Here is a 21,471-nt window from a genome sequence, read left to right as displayed (position 1 = left end):
AACCATGAAAAAGCTATCATATATATTACTGGCGGTTATGGGTTTGGTATCCTGTAAAAAGGATTTCCTGAACCTGGTTCCGCAAACATCATTAAGCTCAGCGTCGTTTTTTAAAGACGCGGCCGAGTATAACCAGGCTTTAACCGGCGCCTATACTAATTTAAGGGGAATTGCTTTTACCGGCATTTATATGGATGAAATGCGGTCGGACAATACATTTTTTACCATATATTCTGCCGACAGGGGCACTTCAACAAGCGCCGAAGCGATGGCAGAGTTTATTGATAACAACATATCAAGCCAGGAGCCAAATAATCCAGGTAACCGCTACGGGAATGATTATTCAGGCATTGCTACCGTAAATACCATATTATCAAGACTGCCCAAATCTACACTGGCACAGGCGGACAAAGACCAGGTGAGCGGTGAAGCCATGTTTTTAAGAGCATTTTATTATTATGACCTTGTACAGCATTACGGAGGCGTACCCTTGCAACTCGTGGAAGTTACTGATGTGGCCGGCGCGTTTTTGCCGAGAAACTCAGCCGATGAGGTGTATGCTCAAATTATAAAGGACCTGGATGCAGCTATCCCGCTGTTACCTGTTGCAAAAACCTTTCCTCAATCAGGCAGGGCAACCCAGGGTGCGGCCAAAATACTGCTGGCTTATGCCTGCATGTCAAAAACCACCAAAGATTATCCTAAGGCCGAGGCGGCTTTGTTAGACATCACAAAAATGAATTATGCATTGTTAGCTAAATATGCTGATGTATTTGATCCGGCAAATAAAAATAGCTCGGAGTCGATATTCGAAGTTCAATATAAAGCAGGTAACGATGGACAGCAAAGCGACTTTATTTGGAGGTTTATCCCTAAAACTACCAACTCCGAAGCCATATTGGGCCTCCACGGTACCAATGCCCGTGGCGGCCTTGCCAGCGGGGGGTGGAATGTTCCGACGCAAGAGATGGTTGACTCCTACGAGGCCGGCGACCAGCGGCTGCCTGCGTCAATTGCCGTGGCAGAAGGTACCGTTGCAAACGAGGTGCTTACAACCACGGCCGTTAAAAGCCCGGTTGGTTATACACCAACCGCGGGACTGGGTTACTATTATTTTATAAAAAAGTATCTGCATCCACCATACCAGGTAGAATATAATACGGACGACAACTGGCCTGTTTACCGTTATTCAGGTGCGTTGTTATTATTGGCCGAGTGCCTGGTTGATGAGAACAAAGCAGGCGATGCATTGCCTTATTTAAACATGGTGAGGGCAAGAGCCGGCTTACCGGCATTAGCTGTAGCTACCCAACTAAATGTATCAAACGAAATGCGCCACGAGCTAGCTTTTGAAAACCACCGCTGGACAGACCTGGTGCGCAACGGTACGGCTATTGATGTGCTGAATGCAAAAGGTGTTAGGGAGAAAGCACTAAATCCATGGCTTTTACCAATTACATTTAACGTTACAGCTAATAGACTGATCTATGCAATTCCGTTCCGGGAAATTCAGATCAATAGTAAATTGACGCAAAACCCGGGCTATTAATTTTTACCAAGCCATAATCACAGCCCCAACAGGTAAACAATTGTATTTAAATACTTTTGTTTACCTGTTTTAAGTATTTATGATTGGCATCTTTGTTTACAAAAAAAGTTATACAAACCCTGTTAAATTTGATTTATGAACAGATCTTTTTTCTGTCAGCTCAGTTTTCTTGTAATTCTTGCCGGCACCTCCTGCAATTTATTTGCGCAGAAAAGTAAATATATGGATGGCCGCCCATCAACCGCCCTTAGGGTTTTGTGTGCCGATGAAGGTGCCGTTTTAAAACATGGCGACGGACCGGATAGCTGCGATACCTATGGAGCGAGGGAGGCCATAGTGAACAAAGTTGGCGATACCTATTACCTGTTTTATGATGGCGCAGGGAAAACGGGCTGGCTGGCCTGCCTGGCCGAAAGCAAAGATTTAAGAAACTGGGTAAAAAAAGGCGCTATACTTACCCTGGGTGATTCCTCAAAGGCGGATTCTAAAAGCGCCTCCGCACCGTGGGTAATAAAGGAAAAAGATGAATGGCACATGTTTTACCTGGGCACGCCTAATACTACTAAAGCGCCCGACCGGATCCCGGCGTTTCCGTATTTAACAATGAAGGCAAAATCCAAATCGTTAGCAGGGCCATGGATCAAACAATATGATGTAAAGCCATTTTTAGAAAAGAAAAACAGTTTTTACACCGTGACCGCAAGCCCGGGGTTTATTGTAAAATATAAAGACCAATACCTGCAATTTTTTAGTGGCGCAACAGAAGACAGCAAAGGAATTAAAAGAACACTTGGCTTAGCCAAAACCAATAATTTGAACAGCACATGGGCGATAAACGACAAACCGATTTTTCCGTTAACGGAACAGGTGGAAAACTCATCCCTGTTTTTTGACGCCGGTAATAAAACCTGGTATTTATTTACCAATCACATCGGGATAACTGATAAAGGAGAAGAATATACCGATGCCATATGGGTGTATTGGTCTAAAAGTGTGCTTCAATGGGACAGTAAAAATAAAGCGGTTGTGCTTGACGGTACCAACTGCAGCTGGGCAAAAGGCGCAATAGGTATGCCATCGGTTATAAAAGCCGGCAATAAATTAGCTTTGTTGTACGATGCCGGTAAAGGTTATAGCATCAGCCATATGGGCAGGGATCTTGGGCTAGCCTGGATCCCGTTACCGATCAGAATAGCTAAATAAATAAAAAATAACTATGATGCACTATTGGCAACTGGTGTTATTTCAACCATAAATTGATATACGGTCTTGGGTTCAAATTAAATAAACAAAAAAGGTTTTTATACAGGAATTCATAGCTTCAAACATGCTCCAAAAAGGAGGCAGCGCAGTATTTAATAAAGGACAGGAAATGTTTATATTTGATAAACCAAATTTTATCACTGTGCAAAAAAAAACAAGTCTACCTAAAAAGAAATCATTTCTATCTCCCGATTATATTTGGAGGGAGCTTGCTTCTGTTCTTGCTGTCGGTGCGACAACTTTCCTGCTTTACAATGTGTTTTTTAGAGATGCAGGTAAAGAAGATATCTTAAAACAGCAATACCAACAGCATAAGTTAGATAGTATAGTGCAAATAAATCAGACGTATTTGATTAGAAGAAGGCTTGATTCAACGAAAAACCATAAAGCTAACACATCTAAAAATCTTAACGATGAGCTAAAATTCGAACAATTGGAAGCGGAAATTTATAAGTTAAATCAATCAACCATAGGGTTAAGGCAGGCAATAAACCCATTTAAACCTGATGAAGTTTTAACCATCGCCAGGTTAAAAGATGAAGTTAATAAGATCCGCGACCAAGTAAATGGTTTAACCAGCCAAAACGCCACCAGGCAACAAATTTTCGAGGACTCTGTAAAACGTGAATTAGATAGCGCCGATAAAAACACGTACTTAGTTTTGGCAGTTTTAATACCTTTAGTCTTAAATTTTCTTTACACTGTATGGAAAGATAATAAAAAACGGAAGGATCCTGTATCAACGGAAAATGCAGAATAAAATCGCTTTCGTATTAAAAATGAGAGTTCCGCGATGGCTTGCCGTCCGAGTGCAGGTCATACGTTACTTTATCTTCCATTGTCTTAAAGTGTAAGTTAACAAAGGGTTAACACAATTCAAAGTTAATACATGTTTAAGTTGTTATTAATCAAGTATTTATAATATTTTTTTTAAAAAGTAGGTTTACACTTTTTGCATAAATATTACTGTCTAAACGTCAATTTATAAGTGGCATGACACTAGTGCAATCTTCTTTATAATAAGAGATGGTCACGTAATAATAACTTCTCACTTTTCCTTTTAGCTTAACAATCGTAGCACTGATGCCAGGCGATACAATTTGTTGATTATCAGTAATAAAATGGTTGTCAATCGTAACAATTATATGATTAAACCAGCTTAACAAAAATGTTACTTGTAACAGAACCTGTTTTTTTGCCACATTTGTTCGCCCCTATTAAGATAACCGGAAATACTCGCCCAGCGGCCGATATCTGGCTATTGCTATTGTGACATAACGTAAGTTTAATTTTTAACACACAACATTCTTAACTAAGAATGCTGCATAGCTTTTTATATGGATAATATCCGCTTTAAAATACTTATCTCTTGTTTATATTGTTTACCGCTGGCTACCTTATGCCAGGTAAAGCAAAAAAATAATTTGCCGCCGGTTATCCAGCCCGACACCAGCAAAAACACACTGTTAGTGCCTTTCAATCCGCAGGATACCGGCAAAAATAGCTCGGGGCAGTTTTTTACCCTGCAGCAATGTATTGATTACGCAATGACACACCAGCCAGGTGTAAACAAAGCTTTAATAAATGTAGGCATCGCCAAAGAAACAAACGGCGTAAATTTATCAGGATGGCTTCCGCAGGCAACCGCCTCGGGCGACATGATCCATTACCTGCAAACATCAAGTAGTGGTAGTGTAAGCAGTCCGGGCACAACTACGCCAAGCGGCGCATCAACATCGTCTTCCAGGGGGCAATACACCAATACATTTATCCCGGGTATTTCAGTTTCGCAAGCCATATTTAGTCCAACCTTGTTGTACGCCTATAAAAGTGCGCCTTTGTATTTAAAGCAGGCGCAGCTGGTTACCGACAGTACTAAGATCTTCCTGGTTTCGTCAGTAAGTAAATCATTCTATAACGTGCTGCTTACGCTGGAGCAGATCAATATATTAAAGGAAGATACCACCCGTCTTGGTAAAAATGTACGCGATGCATATCATCAGTACAAAGGCGGTATTGTTGATGAAACAGACTACGAGGAAGCGGCCATCACCCTGAATAATTCAAGGGCACAGCTAAAGCAGGCTAATGAAAATGTGGTTCCGCAATATGCCGCTTTAAAACAGCAGATGGGGTTCCCTGTGGAAAAAGAGTTTAATGTAAGCTTTGACACGGTGCAAATGATAAAGGGCATTTATATTGATACCGCGCAACAGTTGAAATATGAAAAACGCATTGAATTTCAGCAGGTTGAAACCAGCAAAGCCCTTCAAACGCAGGCGGTAAATTATTATCGAACTTCGTATTTACCAACTTTATCGGCATTTTATAATTATAACCTGGCTTTTCAAAATAACAGGTTTTCCAATCTGCTGTCAAACTCATATCCAAGCCAATTGGTTGGCCTTTCATTCAGCATCCCTATTTTTACCGGTTTTTCACGAACCCACAATTTGCAAAAGGCAAAACTGCAGCAACAGCTTATCGGCTGGGATGAAATAGACCTGAAGCTGCAGATCAACAAAGAATATAAAACCGCTATAGCCAATTATAAGGGCAATTTTTATAACCTGCAGCTGCTGCAAAAAAATGTGGCTATGGCAAAACGGGTATATTTTGTTGTAACCCTTCAATACAAACAGGGTATTGTGCCTTATTTAAATGTGATAACTGCCGAATCAAACCTGATAACATCCGAAACAAGCTATCTGAATGCGCTATTTCAGCTGTTATCAAGCAAAATCGATCTTGAAAAATCAATGGGAATTATTTCTTACTAATTATTAAAACAACCGCCTCAATGAATAGAGTAATATTGAATGCTATTTTTTTAAGCTGCCTGGTAATTACCGCCTGTAAAAAAAAGCAACCGCCCGTGAACCCCGAAGTGCCGGTAAGCTTGATAAAGCTAAAAACAAAAAATGTTTTATACTTTGATAATTATCCTTCAACAACGGCAGCGCTAAGCCAGGTAAGCTTGCTTCCGCAGGTACAGGGCGCCATTACCGGGATATTTTTTACAGAAGGAACCAACGTTAGAAAAGGCCAGAAACTGTATGAAATAGATGAACGGATCTACCTCGACAACTACAATGCTGCAGTTGCCAATCAAAGAGTGGCGGAAGGTAACCTGACGCAGGCACAGCAGGATGCCGACAGGTATGAATACCTGAACAACTACAATGCCGTGGCTAAACAACAATATGACCATGCGATAATTACACTGCAAAATGCTAAGAACTCGGTTAAATCGGCAGAGCAGGCGGTTAAAACTGCTAAAACCAATTTAACGTATGCGATAGTCACTGCGCCGTTTGACGGCACGATAGGCTTTAGCCAGGTAAAGCTGGGTAATGTGGTTACCCCGGGCACAACGGTTTTAAATACCATATCAACAGTTGATCCGGTAGCGGTTGATTTTATTATTAATGAAAAGCAATTGCCGCATTTTGAAAAGCTTCAGGATGGCAAGCATAATGTAGATTCCTTATTTACCATTCTTCTGCCTGATAATTCACTTTATCCGTTTACCGGGAAGATCTCCGTTATTGACCGTGCAGTTGATTCACAAACAGGTTCAATCAGGGTTAGGCTGGTGTTTCCAAATCCTAAAAATTATTTAAGGGTGGGCATGAGCTGCGTGGTGCGCGTTCATAACGAAGAAACATCACCACAAATGGTATTGCCAAGCAAGGCTGTTGTTGAGCAAATGGGCGAATACTTTGTATTTACGGCAAAGGATAGTATGATAAATGATAAAACCGGCCCTGATACTACCAAAAAGAAAAAAGCGCTTGTTGCGGCTCAGAAAAAGGTACAGGTTGGTCAAACAATCGGGCCTAACGTAATTATAAAAAGCGGAATTACCCCCGGCAGCAGGGTAGTTACTGACGGTGTTCAGTTACTGCATGACGGCTCGCAAATAACCACAGCTAACAAGGTTGCTCCAACACAAGGTAAAGGCGGCAGGCAATAAAATTAAAGCGGTGTAAGCTGCATTTATTTAGATGAAATTAAAATATGATTGCTAATACCTTTATAAAAAGACCTGTAACAGCCATAGTGATCTCTATTGTGCTGGTAATTACAGGGATAGTATGTATCCTGCTGCTGCCTATTGACCAGTATCCGGATATTACCCCGCCTATTGTACAGGTTAATGGCCAGTTTACAGGCGCCGATGCGCAAACGGTAGAACAAACCGTGGCCACTCCTATAGAAGAACAGGTTAACGGAACCCCGGGCATGGAATACATGCAAAGCAACAGCACCAATAATGGGCTGATGTCAATGAATGTTACTTTTAAAATAGGTACTGATATTGATGTGGCTGCGCTTGATGTTCAAAACCGGGTAAGTATTGCTACGCCGCTGATGCCTGCGGTAGTTAGCCGGTTAGGGCTAACCGTACGCGCGCTTAACCCAAGTATGCTCATGATGGTGGCTATTTACGCGCCAAAAAACACACACAACATTACTTTCCTTGATAACTATACCAATATATTTATCCAGGATGCATTATTGCGGGTGCCGGGCGTAGGCAGCATAAACAGGTTTACCGACGATTTTAGTATGCGCATATGGATGAATCCTGAAAAAATGGCTGCATACAGCTTAACCCCAACCGATGTTATTAATGCGCTTAATGCCCAAAACGTACAGGTAGCAGCCGGAACAGCCGGAGTGCCACCGCAGGCATCGAGTCAGACCTACGAGCTGGGGATTTTGGTTAACGGCAGGTTGAGCAAAGTATCTGAATTTGAAAATGTTATTGTAAAAACAATTCCTTCAACGGGGGCTTTGGTTTATCTTAAAGATGTGGCAAGGGTTGAGCTTGGAAAGTTTACTTTTTCGAGCAATTCGTTTGTTGATGGGCACCGGGCATCTTACCTTCAAATTTACCAGGCGCCCGGAAGTAATGCGCTGGCAACGGCAAAGGGGGTTTATGATCAGCTGGCAAAATTAAGGCAAACTTTCCCGGCTGATGTTGAATACAGCGTACCGTTTGAATCAGTTACGGTAGTAAAAGTTTCAATGCAGGATGTTGTGGGCACCTTATTAAAAACGCTGGGCCTGGTTGCCATTGTGGTGTTCCTGTTCCTGCAAAACTGGCGGTCAACATTAATACCTGTTTTGGCCATCCCTGTATCTATTTTTGGTACGTTCTGCTTCTTTATCCCTTTAGGCTTTACTATAAATACCTTAACCATGTTCGGTTTTGTGCTGGCCATTGGTATTGTGGTTGATGATGCCATTATTGTGGTTGAGGCCGTGCAGCATTATATCGATCATGATAAAATGTCGGCCAAGGAAGCTACCTACCAGGCTATGAAGGATATTTCGGCGCCGGTTGTAGCTATTGCGCTTATCCTTGCTGCGGTGTTTGTGCCCGTTGGCTTTATTCCGGGCATAGTTGGGCGCTTATACCAGCAGTTTGCCATCACTATCGCCATATCGGTAATTATATCTGCTTTTATAGCATTATCATTAACCCCGGCCCTGTGTACCCTATTATTAAAACCGACAGATACCAGCAAAAAAGCCAGGGGCTTAACTAAATGGTTTAACAAGTTTAACGCCTGGTTTGACAGGGTTACCGCTAAATATACCAATGGGGTTAAAAAAAGCATCGCGGGTTCAAGGTATATCATCATTTTATTGTTGTGCATTTGTGCAGGCGCTTATTTTATGTTCCAGGCAAAACCATCGGGATTCATCCCTTCTGAAGACGATGGAAATTTATACGTCACTTTCCAGCTTCCGCCGGCCTCGTCTACAGCAGCATCTGTTGATGTGATGAGCAAGCTGATGCATGTTATTGGCACAACGCCGGGTGTGGCGCATTACGCAGCCCTATCAGGCCTTAACGTGGTAACCAATGCCAGCAACTCAAATAACGGCACCATTTATTGCCAGCTTGCCCCATGGGATGACCGTTCGAGATCAAGCGAGCAGGTGCCCGGAATAATCAGCGTACTGCAAAAACGCATTCGTGATGCAGGGATCAATAATGCCAATGTGGAGGTTATTCAGCCTTCGCCGTTACCAGGTGTTGGCTCAACAGTAGGTTTCAGCATGCAGATAGAGCAGCGCAGCACAAATGACGATGTGCATGCCTTTGAAAAGGTGGTAAATGATTTTGTTGCCCGGGCAAATAAAAACCCGGCAATAACTAAAGCCTACAGCTTTTTTACCGCACATACTCCTAATGTGAGCCTGAATGTTGACAGGGAAAAATGCGAAAAGCTGGGCGTTAACGTAGCCGATGTTTTTACAACTATACAGGCTTATATGGGCAGTTTGTATATTAATGACTTTACCACATATAACCGTACTTTCCACGTAGTGGTGCAGGCCGATACCGCTTTTAGAACTGTGGTGTCAGACATGGATAAATATTATGTACGCAACCAGGCAGGCACAATGGTTCCGCTTGGCACATTAATAAGCTATAAGCCAACAGAAGCAGCGCCGCTGATCTCGCACTTTAATATTTTCCGCACAGCAGAAATTGACGGCTCAAATGCCGATGGTTACAGCAGCAACCAGGCATTGACCGCTTTGCAGGAGCTGGCTAAAACATTGCCTGAAGGTTATACTTATGAATTCTCTGGCTTGAGCTATGAGGAACAAAAGGCAGGTTCAACCACCATTTATATTTTCCTGTTCTCTATTACATTTGTGTTCCTTTTCCTGGCGGCCTTGTACGAAAGCTGGTCGGTGCCTTTTTCGGTACTGCTTGCTGTGCCGGTGGGCGCTTTTGGAGCCATACTTGCCCTGCTGTTTGTACCCGGGCTTACCAATAACGTTTATGCACAAATAGGTTTGATAACGTTAATTGGTCTTGCGGCCAAAAATGCCATCCTGATTGTGGAGTTTGCAAAAGTGCGGGTTGACAGGGGAGAGGATCTTTTAAAATCAACCCTGGATGCGGTTAGCCTGCGTTTACGGCCTATTATCATGACGTCGCTGGCGTTTATCCTGGGCGTGTTGCCGTTGGTTTTGGCGACGGGCGCGGGGGCGGTAGCCAGGCGTACCATTGGTTTTACTGTTTTGGGCGGGATGCTTGCCGCATCAACCATTGCCATATTTATAGTGCCTGTGCTGTACGTGTTGATTACCCGTTTATCCTACGGTAAAGAAAAATTGGAATACCTGAAATTGCATCACGAGGATCTGATGGAAAAAGCCAGGAAGGTAGAAGCACAAAATATTGACCCCGAGCTGGAATACGAGATTGAAAAATCACGTTCGCTTAGTAACCCCGATCATATATGATTGCAAATACATTCATAAAAAGGCCGGTTACCGCAATTGTTATCTCAATAGTTTTGATGATCTCGGGTACTATTTGCCTTTTTAATTTAGCGGTTGATCAGTACCCCAATATCTCACCGCCGAGTGTTTCGGTTAACGGATCGTATACAGGCGCTGATGCCCAAACGGTGGAGCAAACGGTTGCAATCCCTGTTGAGGAACAGGTGAACGGAACCCCCGGAATGGAATACATGACCAGCACCAGTACCAACAGCGGTGGTGTAGGCATAAGGGTTACCTTTAATATTGGCACCAATGTGCAAATTGCCGCATTGAACGTGCAGAACCGAGTAGGGATAGCTAAACCCATCCTGCCATCTGTAGTAAGCAAGCTTGGCTTAACAGTGCGCGCAAGCAACCCTGACCAGTTGATGCTGATCGCTATTTATTCGCCAAAGAAAACGCATAACATCACTTTTCTTGATAATTACACCAATACGTTTATTGAAGATGCTATTCTCCGCGTTCCGGGAGTTGGTGATGTAAGCGCCCGTACTGATAACTTCAGCATGCGGATTTGGATGAATCCTGAAAAAATGGCATCGTACCATTTAACACCTGCTGACGTGGTTGCTGCGCTGGATGCGCAAAACGTATATGTGGCAGCGGGCTCGGCAGGGGCTCCTCCGCAAAAATCATCACAGTCAAATGAGATCGGTATATTGGTTAACGGGATGCTTAATAAAGTGCCCGAATATGAAAAGGTTATCGTAAAAACCATCCCGGCAACCGGCGAGCTGGTTTACCTTAAAGATATTGCGAGGATAGAGCTTGGCAAATTCACTTTTTCAAGCAACGCCTTTGCCGACGGGAACCGGTGCTCAACTATCCAGGTTTATCAATCGCCGGGAAGCAATGCACTCCAAACAGCTGAGAACGTTTATGCCGAGCTGGCAAAGCTGAAAAAATCATTCCCGGCAGATGTTGATTATACCGTTCCGTTTGAGTCTGTAACTATCATAAAGGTTTCTATGCAGGAGGTTATCGGCACCCTGCTAAAAGCGCTTGGTTTGGTGGCGGTTGTAGTGTTCCTGTTCCTTCAAAACTGGCGGTCGTCTTTGATCCCAATTTTGGCTATCCCGGTATCAATTTTGGCTACATTCTGCTTTTTTATACCGCTTGGCTTTACCATAAACACCCTAACTATGTTTGGCTTTGTGCTGGCCATAGGTATTGTGGTTGATGATGCCATTATTGTGGTGGAGGCTGTTCAGCATTATATTGATGAGCAGCACATGTCGCCCAAAGAGGCTACCTACCACGCCATGAAAGAGATCTCTGCACCGGTAGTTGCCATAGCGCTCATTTTAGCTTCGGTATTTGTGCCGGTAGGGTTTATTCCCGGTATTGTAGGCCGGCTGTATCAGCAATTTGCTATCACTATCGCCATCTCGGTTATGTTTTCAGCCTTTATTGCGCTTTCATTAACTCCCGCATTGTGCACCTTGCTTTTACGGCCCAGCCATGTGAACAAAAAATCATCAAACTGGCTTGATAAGTTTTTCTATCATTTTAATACCTGGTTTGAAAAAGTAACCTTCAAATATTCAAATGGGGTAAAACGCAGTATTAAACATTCAAGGTTTGTAATTATTATACTGGTATGTATTTGCGGGGGCACTATCCTTTTATTTAAAACCAAGCCATCCGGTTTTGTGCCTTCGGAAGACGGAGGGCGGCTTTTTGTTACCTACCAATTACCGGAAGCGTCTTCAACCACGCAGTCAGTAAACGTAATGGAAAAGCTGATGAAGATAGTTGGCTCAACACCAGGTATTTTGCACTACACGGCCATATCAGGCTTTAACATATTAAATGGCGGCGCAAATTCGAACAACGGCTCTATGTTTTGTATGCTCACCCCGTGGGATGACCGTACCACGCCGGCTACCCAAGTAGCGGGCATTACTGATGCGATAAAAAAACGGATTGCCAAAGCCGGGATAAAAAATGCAAGTGTGGTGGTGATCCAGCCGCCGCCAATAAGAGGCATTGGCCTTGCAGCAGGGTTCAGCATGCAAATTGAACAGGGAAGCTCTACTGACGATATTCACCAGTTTGAAAAAGTTATTAAAAAGTTTGTTGCCGAAGCGCATAAGATCCCGGAAATATCCACCGCCTTTAGCTACTTTTCGGCTCATACGCCAAGCTATGATCTTACGGTTGACAGGGAAAAATGCCAAAAGCTAGGTGTAAATATTTCTGACGTGTTTTCGACCATGCAGGCCTATATGGGCAGCTTGTTTGTGAATAACTTTACCCTGTATAACAGAACTTACCACGTAGTGGTGCAGGCTGATACAGCCTACAGGTCGCTGATATCAAACATGGATAAATATTATGTCAGGAATTCGGTCGGTGATATGGTGCCGCTGAGCACAGTTATTCATTATAAGCCTACTGTTGCCGCGCCGCTGATCTCACACTTTAATATTTTCCGGTCGGCCGAAGTTGACGGCGCCATTCCTGACGGTTATAGCAGCGGGCAAAGTTTGGACGCCTTAAAGGCACTGGCAGCCAAAGTGCTGCCCCGGGGATACACTATTGAGTTTTCCGGATTGAGCTATGAAGAGATCAAAGCAGGCTCAACCACGGTTTATATCTTTCTGTTCTGTATCATATTTGTGTTCCTGTTCCTGGCCGCATTGTATGAAAGCTGGTCGGTGCCTTTTTCGGTAATGCTTGCTGTGCCGATAAGCGCTTTTGGCGCTATCCTGGCACTTACCTGCATCCCTGCGCTAACCAATAATGTGTACGCCCAAATTGGATTGATCACGCTGATAGGATTATCAGCCAAAAACGCTATCCTGATCGTTGAATTTGCCAAGATCAGGGTTGACCGTGGCGAAGAGCTTCTCAAATCAACCCTTGAAGCCGTGCGTTTACGTTTACGGCCTATTATTATGACCTCGCTGGCATTTATACTTGGCGTATTGCCGCTTGCACTGGCAACCGGTGCTGGCGCAGCTTCCAGGAATACCATTGGAGTAACTGTGCTTGGCGGCATGATTGCATCATCAACTATCTCCATATTTATTGTACCTCTGTTGTTTGTATTGTTTACCCGTTTTTCGTATGGTAAAAAACAACTGAAATGGCTGCAGGATCATCATGAGGAGCTGATGGAAAAAGCCCAAAAAGTAGAAGAGCAGAATATTGACCCCGAGCTGGAATATGATATTGCTATGGCCCATGCTGAAAATAAGTCATCGCGGGAAGAACATGAGAGAAATAACGGAAATTGATTTACCCCCTATAAAGTAGCGTATGAAAAGTGTACAGTTAATATCGCAACGATTAAAAAAGATCAACAATTTATACACAAGAATGATCTCAAAAGAACTTTCTGCTCTTGAGCTCGACCATCACTTTGAAGTTTTACTGGTCCTTGCCACGCAGGAAAAACCGGTAACTCAAAACAAACTTGCAGAGCTGCTTCAGATTGATAAATCGCGTACAGCAGTGATTGTTTTTGAGTTAGAAAAACGCGGACTGGTACAAATAAACATCAATCCCGACGACAGGCGTCAGCATTACATATCGCTTTCTCCCTCGGCCGTCAGCTCCATACCGCATATTGAAATAAGCATTGAAAAAATAAATCAACTGGCCGAGGCCGGAATAGAGCGGCAAAAACTGATGACGTTTTTTGAAGTGTCGGAAATGATCCAGCAGAATTTGGTGAAGAAGGTAGCTTTTTAATTACGCCGCTTTTCTTTATCATCGTGTTTTTGCTGGGCAATCTCCATCAATGGAAAAAACGACGGTTTTGAAAGAGAGAATGTAAACAGATTTCTGAAGTGCACCCCAAAAGTACGAATGCCAGACTGTACAACGTATTAATCAGAATCATTTGGGGTTGCCGGTAATTTATATTTAGTATTCATTGAAATTAAATATCAGCGTAAAAGGAATAATCTATCGCTAACTCCATGAATATCTGTTTTTTAAAAATATCCCTTTAATTAATTATTAAGTTAATAATTAATTATATATATTTGGTCTTTAAACCTGGACACCATGATATCACAAAAAACAAACATGGAATCGAATTCTATTCCATTATTAGACAAAACTAATATCAATCAAATTAAAAACTATGCCTTTTGCAACGCGTGTGGGCAGTAACCTTACGTAACTAATTATTTTTTTTGAATTTTTCACAATATTTTATGCCGATAGGCAAAACTTTTTTCGGTTAAAAAAATCGTGTTAAATTGATATCCAAATGGATCCTGTTCTTTCATACAAATTTTAAAAGAGAATTGATTAATCAAAACCTGGTATAAACAGGTAGTGTTTATTAACTAAAAATTAAAACAAACATAGTTGTGGCTTAATGCAGGTATGTTAATATTGCGTTTAATATTTCGGTATTGTATTAACACTATGTAAGCAGTATTATTTGCAAAAAAACAATTAGTTAATTTTTTACAGTAGAAACCTATAACCTTAACCTAACCTATATGAAAAATTATATCCCAAATCAATCTTAAATAGTAGTAGAATAATGGCTTTTGCAGCTTAAAACCCTTTTTTAAAGGTTTCGCTGTAAATAATTGTGTACTGGAAATAAATGTATAAACCCTATTATTTACTAATATGCAGGCAATTAACCTGGTTGATCTTTTAAAATTCCGATCGGAAAAATCTCCCGAAAGGACTGCTTATGTTTACTTAAAAGATGGAGAAGACCAAGCCGAAAGCTTTTCTTATTTATCATTATATAAACGGGTATTACACCTTGCCGGCTGTATTCAGCGTGTTACCAAAAAGGGCGACAGGGTACTGTTAATTTACAATCCGGGGCTTGATTACGTTGTTGCTTTTTTTGCATGCCTTTTTGCGGGTGTGGTAGCTATACCGGTTTATCCGCCGCGTAAAAACAGGTCGCTTGAAAGATTGGACGCTATAATAAGTGATGCGAAGGCAAACCTGGTGCTTACCACCTCGAATGTTGCTCCAAACTTTGAAAAACACGATAACAATGAGAGCAAGCTGCAGGCCCTTAACCGCATACTTTCTGACCTGGAAAAGGATGAACGCTGGCAGGATTATAAAGAAATAACTATTGACGAGAATTCAATTGCTTATTTACAGTACACATCCGGATCAACCGGTACCCCCAAAGGGGTAATGGTGACCCACAAAAATATTATTTACAACCTGCAGGATCTTGATGCTACCTATGAACACAGCGAAAACAGTGTTATGGTTACATGGTTGCCTATTTTCCATGATCTTGGTTTAATTTATGGGCTTTTACAACCTTTATACAACGGATTTCCATGTTATTTAATGGCTCCCGCCTCTTTTATCCAGCGTCCGCTGCGATGGCTCGAAGCAATATCCAAATATAAAGGCACCCATAGCCCGGCCCCTAATTTTGCCTATTCTTTATGCTGTAAAAGCACTACAACTGACCAGATCAAAGATTTGGATCTGAGCAGCTGGGAGATGGCCATGATTGGTACAGAACCGGTAAGGGTAGAAACAATAAGAGAGTTTTCTGAAAAATACAAGCAATATGGTTTCAGGCCCGAAACATTTACTCCGGCCTATGGTTTGGCCGAGTCTACACTGAAAGTATCTACTGTTCACAAAAGCAAGCGGGTAACCTTCCTGTCTATTAATTCCGCTGCCCTTGAAAAGAACCTGGTGGTTGTGATGAAGGATGGTGAACCGGGCTCTCAATATTTTGCAGGGCATGGCTCATATGTGCTGGACACAAAAATAATTATTGTTGACCCTGAAACAATGGAGCTTTCAGAACCGGGTTGCATTGGTGAAATATGGATTGGTGGCCCTTCCTGTGCCCTTGGATATTGGAAAAGAGAAAAAGAGACAGAAGAGGTATTTAAAGCTCGCTTAAAGGACAGTAGTGAAGGGCCTTTCTTAAGGACAGGCGACCTTGGCTTTTACCATAATGACGAGCTTTTTATTACCGGTAGGCTAAAAGATCTTATTATAATAAGAGGGCTGAATCATTATCCGCAGGATATTGAAGTGACTGCCGAAAAAAGCCATCCAGCATTAAAACAGGATGGCGGCGCAGCCTTTAGTATAGAGGTGGGCGGAAAAGAACAACTGGTAATTGTACAGGAAGTTAACCGCGGGCATCTTTCAAAATTAGATCCTGAAGATGTATTTGCTGCTATCAGAAAGCAGGTTTCTTTAGATCATGACTTGCAGGTTTATGCCATTTCTTTACTGATGCCAGCATCGTTACCTAAAACTTCAAGCGGAAAAATACAGAGAAGAGCTTGTAAACAGGCATTTACAGATAGCAAGCTTACAATTGTTGCTGAATGGGTAAACAATACGCCTGCCATAGATTTGTTAAGCGAATCTGCTGTTGAATCAAACGAAAGATCTGTTGATGGCAAAACTATTGAAGCCTGGATAACAGCTTTGATGGCGAAGGAAATGAACTTAAACCCAGCAGCAATAAAAGCAACCGATACGTTTGAAATGATGGGTATGGACTCATTGTTTGCTGCTGAGATGACAGGGGCTTTGGGTAGCCTTCTTTCGCGTAAGGTGGAAGCTACCCTGGTTTACAATTATCCTACTATCCGTGCGTTGGCTAATTATTTATCATCAGATGAACAATTAACCGCAATAACAGCTCCACAGGAGAAAAATTTAAATGGGTACAGCCCGATAGCCATAGTAGGAATGGGTTGCAGGTTCCCTATGGCCGATAACCCCGAAGCTTTTTGGGAGCTATTAAAGCAGGACGTGAGTGCTGTTAGAAAATTGCCTGAAGGAAGGTGGGAAGAAGCTGACCTGGAAAAAATCGTTGAAGACAAAACCATTCTTGATACCATTACCTGGGGCGGGTTTTTAAATAAGCTGGAAGAGTTTGATCCTTTATTTTTTGGGATCTCACCACGCGAAGCTTCTGCAATGGACCCGCAGCAAAGGTTGTTGCTCGAAGTTGCATGGGAAGCATTGGAGAATGCGGGAACGTCACTATCTGATTTGCCCGAATATAAAACTGGCATTTACATTGGGATCAGTAACAACGATTATCAGCGAATTCAGTCGAATTCTGTAACCCGTTTTGATCAGTACGCAGGCACTGGTAATGCTTCGAGTATAGCTGCTAACAGACTTTCCTATTTTTTAAATCTTAAAGGGCCAAGCATGTCAATTGATACAGCTTGCTCTTCTTCTTTGGTGTCAATCCACCAGGCTTGCCAAAGCTTGCGCACCGGGGAAATAGATACTGCTTTAGCAGGTGGTGTAAACCTTATATTAAGCCCCGAACTGAGCGTTGTATTTGCAAAAGCAGGTATGCTGGCGCCTGACGGCAAGTGTAAAACTTTTGATGCTGCCGCCGACGGCTATGTAAGGGGTGAAGGTTGTGGAATAATTATTTTAAAAAGACTGGAAGATGCCATTGCGGATGGCGACAGGATCCAGGCAGTTATAAGGGGAACAGCTATAAACCAGGACGGACGGAGCAATGGTATTACCGCGCCAAATGGCCCTTCGCAGGTAAGGGTTATCAGGCAGGCTTTAGCCAATGCCGGTGTAAGTGCTGAACAGGTATCTTATTTGGAAGCGCATGGCACCGGCACATCTTTAGGCGACCCCATAGAGATAAATTCATTCTCTTCTGTTTTACTTGAAGGAAGACAGAATGAAAACCCATGCATGGTTGGTTCTGTAAAAACACATATCGGTCACCTCGAATCTGCAGCGGGTATTGCAGGTGTTATTAAATTGATACTTGCATTGCAGCACAAAGAAATTCCCCCGCATATAAATTTCAGCAGCATAAATCCACTAATTGAGTGGGATGATAACCGCCTGAAAATTGCCGCAAAACAAACAAATTGGAATTTTAATAACGGAAAACGGATAGCTGCTGTAAGCTCCTTTGGCTTTGGAGGGACTAACGCTCATGCAATAATTGAAGAAGCACCAGAGGTTACCAACCCGCTTCCTGAACCCGCAGAATATATTTTAGCTATCTCGGGTCGTGATTTAGGAAGCTTACGGGATTTAGCGGAGCGCTATGTAAGCTATTTAGAGGGCGTTGGCGGAGTGGTGGATTTGAGCTCGGTATGCTATACAGCAGGCGCAGGGCGGAGCCATTTCAGCCACCGTCTGGGAATAACAGGAACAGATGCGGCGACGGTAACAGCGCAGCTAAAAGGCTGGCTTTCGGGGAAGACGGCAAAAGGCGTTTATCAGGGCGAGTCCCCGCAGCAGGGAACTCCGCAGCAGGCCTGGCTGTTTACCGGTCAGGGCTCACAATATGCAGGAATGGGCAGGGCGTTGTATGAAGAAGAACCGGTATTCCGTTCAGCGCTGGATCGCTGCAGTAAGCTGTTCAGCAGCTATCACACTATATCGCTGCTGGAAATGCTGTACCCTGAAAAAGGGGACGAAGGATTAATAAACGATACGACCTACAGCCAGCCGGCGCTGTTCTCTTTAGGCTGGTCGCTGGCGCAGCTGTGGCAGCACTGGGGTATTATGCCGGACCTGGTGCTGGGGCATAGCGTAGGAGAATATACGGCAGCCTGCGTTGCCGGGGTTTTCAGCCTGGAAGACGGGATGAAGCTGGTGGTGAACCGCGGGCGGCTGATGGGAGCACTGCCGAAAGCGGGCGGGATGATGAATGTATATACAGGAGAAGACAAGCTGACCAGCTTTTTAAAAAGCTATAAAGATAAGTTGTGGATAGCGGCGCTGAACAGCCCGCAGCAAACGGTAATATCGGGAGAAAGCGCAAGCCTTGACGCACTGGAAACAGCGCTGGAAAAGGCAGGAATAAAGACAGTACGCCTGGAGGTGTCGCATGCGTTCCACTCAGGCCTGATGGAGCCGGTAACGGCAGCCTTCGGGAAGATAGCCGGGGAGATCCAATACAACAAACCCGCTATCCCGCTGATCTCGCTGGTAAGCGGGGAACAGGCAGGCGAAGAAATAACTACGGCAGCCTATTGGACAGCACATGTGCTGGCGCCGGTAAACTTCAGGGCTGGAATGGCCACGCTGGAAAAGGCAGGCATAGACATTTATTTAGAGCTTGGGCCGAAGGCCGTGCTTTTACCGCTGGGGATGCAATGCCTGAACGATACAGGGAAGCAGCCGCAGTGGCAGCACAGCCTAAGACGGGAGAAAGACGGGCGTGAACAGCTGTCCGCCAGCCTGGCAGCGCTGTATGCAGCGGGTTGCGCGGTAAACTGGGAAGGCTTTTTGGGCAAAAGGAAGAAAGTACAGCTGCCCACCTATCCCTTTCAGCGCAGCAGGTACTGGGTAACAACAGAACAAAAACAGGAGATAAAAGAACCAGGCCTGCTGAGCAGGCTTGGCGCAACAGATCTGGAAACGCTCAGGGCAGAACTGAGCACGGCGCTGGAACTGGAAGAGCAGGGAGTATCGCTGTTGCCCCGGCTGCTGGAAGAGCTGGAACGGCGTTACAGTACCCAGGGCAATCCAGTACTTGACAAGCTGCTTTACCGTGTAAACTGGGAAGCAGCGGCATTGCAGGCGGGTGAAGGACTGAACGGCACACCAGGCAACTGGCTGCTGTTTATGGACAATGGTGGAGAGATGCATGAGCTGTCAGCCGCGCTTACGGGCCGTGGAGCCAAAGTAAAAGAAGTAGCGGCAGGGCAGGCAGCAGAACATTATAAGGCGATAGTAGAGGCAGCACTGCAAAGCGGTATAACAGGAATTGTTTACGGGCGCGGGCTTGATCTGGAAAGTGGCGCCACAGCAGGACATATTGTGCAGGAGCTGGTACACCTGCAGGCGCTGATCAGGACGCTGGCAGGCATGACGGCAACGGCTCGGCTGTGGGTGCTGAGCCACGGCGGCCAGGCGGTAAATGAAAAAGGGACCGAAAGCACGGTAGCAGGCCAGGCAGCACTGAGCGGCTTAACAGGCGTTTTGGGCAGCGAGCTGCCGCAATGGCAACCGGTGATGATAGACTACCGTGGGCCGGTAAGCCAGCTGCTGCCGGAACTTGGCGGCAGGGCGGTGGCAGAACGGGTAGCCTATCGGGACGGGAAAAGATATGCAGCGAAACTGGAAGAGATCCAGCCAAAGCAAACAACAAAAACATTTAAAGCAGATAAAACAGGGAGCTACCTGGTCAGCGGCGGCACAGGCGCGCTGGGAATAGCCACGGCAGGCTGGCTGTCGGCGCGGGGTGCGGGAGAGATCCTGCTGCTGAGCCGCAACGGCACAATCGTGCCGGAAGCGCTGGCAAAGCAGGCGCAGCAAACCGGAACCATTATACGAATAGTACAAGGCGATGTGGGCAACCGCAGCGACATGGAAACGCTTTTCAAAACGATCAGGTCAGGGAAAAGGCCACTGAAGGGGATCATCCATGCGGCAGGTACACTGGCAGACGGGCTGCTGGAGAACCTGGACAGCAGCAGTTTTGAACAGGTGCTGCATCCGAAAGCCGCAGGCGGCTGGCTGCTGCACGAGCTGACAGCAAACGAGCCGCTGGACTTCTTTGTATGCTACTCATCGGCAGCAGCGGTGTTAGGGTTTGCCGGGCAGGGGAACTATGCAGCAGCGAACAGCTATATGGAAGGGCTGTGCAGCTACCGGCGGTCGCAGGGCCTTGCAGGGACGGTGATCAGCTGGGGGCCATGGGCGGCAGGCGGCATGGCAGCGGCATTGGGCAGCGCCGACCGGGCAAGGATGCAAAGGATGGGAATAAGCGCTTTAACAAGCGAAAAGGCGCTGGCAGCGCTGGATTATGTATTAGCTACAGGAGAAACCAACGCAGGCGTATTTGAAATAGACTGGGAACAATATATAAAAGAAGCAGGGCACAAAAAGCACCTGTTAAGCAAGCTGGTAAAACAGGCGCAAAGCGGCAGCACGATGCGGCAGGAACTGGAGAAAGCTGCTATGGCGGCAAGAGGGGAACAACTGGCTATATACCTGGAGAACCTGTTGGGGAGCATCCTCGGTATGGAAGAGGGCAGGATGCAGGAGCGTGAAGCAGGTTTCTCGGAGCTGGGGATGGACTCGCTGATGGCGCTGGAGCTGCGCAACAGGCTGCAGCGGGAGCTGGGGATCAGTGTGGCGGCAACGGTAGGGTTTAACTATCCGAGAATAAATGCGTTAAAAGACCACCTGCTGGAAGAACTGGGCTGGGTAAAAGAAGCGGAAGAAAAAGTGATACCGGCACAGGCAAACCATGACCATGAGCCGATAGCGGTGATCGGGATGGGCTGCAGGTTCCCGGGAGCGAAGGACCCGGAAGCGTTTTGGGAGCTGTTAAGGGATGGGGTGGATGCGATCAGGGAAGTACCGCGTGAACGCTGGGATGTGGAGCATTATTATGACCCCGACCC

The 21,471-nt window shown here is 44.7% G+C and carries 9 protein-coding genes; all 9 read left to right on the top strand.

The annotated features are described in order from the left end of the window. Positions 1-4: 4 nt before the first annotated feature. Positions 5-1,549 carry a RagB/SusD family nutrient uptake outer membrane protein gene (locus BUE31_RS24550; RefSeq protein ID WP_073406514.1) on the top strand — a complete coding sequence of 515 codons (1,545 nt, stop codon included), beginning with the start codon at positions 5-7 and terminating at the stop codon, positions 1,547-1,549. A 135-nt stretch (positions 1,550-1,684) separates the two neighbouring features. Next, positions 1,685-2,752: a glycoside hydrolase family protein gene (locus tag BUE31_RS24545; RefSeq protein WP_073406513.1), complete on the top strand. Its 1,068-nt coding sequence runs from the start codon at positions 1,685-1,687 to the stop codon at positions 2,750-2,752. A 124-nt stretch (positions 2,753-2,876) separates the two neighbouring features. Further along, positions 2,877-3,572, top strand: coding sequence for a hypothetical protein (locus tag BUE31_RS24540; protein WP_073406512.1), 696 nt, complete (start codon positions 2,877-2,879; stop codon positions 3,570-3,572). Positions 3,573-4,149: 577 nt separating this feature from the next. Next, entirely contained in the window at positions 4,150-5,592 is a 1,443-nt protein-coding gene (locus BUE31_RS24535; protein WP_073406511.1) for a TolC family protein, read from the top strand. 20 nt (positions 5,593-5,612) lie between these two features. Further along, positions 5,613-6,788 carry an efflux RND transporter periplasmic adaptor subunit gene (locus BUE31_RS24530; RefSeq protein WP_073406510.1) on the top strand — a complete coding sequence of 392 codons (1,176 nt, stop codon included), beginning with the start codon at positions 5,613-5,615 and terminating at the stop codon, positions 6,786-6,788. A 44-nt stretch (positions 6,789-6,832) separates the two neighbouring features. Next, positions 6,833-10,090 (top strand): efflux RND transporter permease subunit, encoded by a 3,258-nt coding sequence (locus tag BUE31_RS24525; RefSeq protein WP_073406509.1) that lies wholly within the window; start codon positions 6,833-6,835, stop codon positions 10,088-10,090. Continuing rightward, positions 10,087-13,374 (top strand): efflux RND transporter permease subunit, encoded by a 3,288-nt coding sequence (locus tag BUE31_RS24520; protein ID WP_073406508.1) that lies wholly within the window; start codon positions 10,087-10,089, stop codon positions 13,372-13,374. Before BUE31_RS24525 ends, BUE31_RS24520 begins: the two co-directional genes overlap by 4 nt. A gap of 22 nt (positions 13,375-13,396) precedes the next feature. Next, positions 13,397-13,831, top strand: a complete 435-nt coding sequence (locus BUE31_RS24515) for a MarR family winged helix-turn-helix transcriptional regulator (protein WP_073406507.1) — start codon at positions 13,397-13,399, stop codon at positions 13,829-13,831. Between the two features lie 900 nt (positions 13,832-14,731). Next, positions 14,732-21,471 (top strand): type I polyketide synthase (locus tag BUE31_RS24510; protein ID WP_073406506.1); only part of this gene is annotated, 6,740 nt, incomplete at its 3' end.

Origin of the sequence: Mucilaginibacter sp. OK098, assembly GCF_900142915.1 — a bacterium.
Taxonomy (GTDB): domain Bacteria; phylum Bacteroidota; class Bacteroidia; order Sphingobacteriales; family Sphingobacteriaceae; genus Mucilaginibacter.
This window is presented reverse-complemented; position numbering and strand designations above follow the sequence as displayed.

What these genes read in the sequence shown, in the direction of transcription:
- BUE31_RS24550 (WP_073406514.1), top strand. Translation starts at nt 5, where the DNA reads ATGAAAAAGCTATCATATATATTACTGGCGGTTATGGGTTTGGTATCC.
- BUE31_RS24545 (WP_073406513.1), top strand. Translation starts at nt 1,685, where the DNA reads ATGAACAGATCTTTTTTCTGTCAGCTCAGTTTTCTTGTAATTCTTGCC.
- BUE31_RS24540 (WP_073406512.1), top strand. Translation starts at nt 2,877, where the DNA reads ATGCTCCAAAAAGGAGGCAGCGCAGTATTTAATAAAGGACAGGAAATG.
- BUE31_RS24535 (WP_073406511.1), top strand. Translation starts at nt 4,150, where the DNA reads ATGGATAATATCCGCTTTAAAATACTTATCTCTTGTTTATATTGTTTA.
- BUE31_RS24530 (WP_073406510.1), top strand. Translation starts at nt 5,613, where the DNA reads ATGAATAGAGTAATATTGAATGCTATTTTTTTAAGCTGCCTGGTAATT.
- BUE31_RS24525 (WP_073406509.1), top strand. Translation starts at nt 6,833, where the DNA reads ATGATTGCTAATACCTTTATAAAAAGACCTGTAACAGCCATAGTGATC.
- BUE31_RS24520 (WP_073406508.1), top strand. Translation starts at nt 10,087, where the DNA reads ATGATTGCAAATACATTCATAAAAAGGCCGGTTACCGCAATTGTTATC.
- BUE31_RS24515 (WP_073406507.1), top strand. Translation starts at nt 13,397, where the DNA reads ATGAAAAGTGTACAGTTAATATCGCAACGATTAAAAAAGATCAACAAT.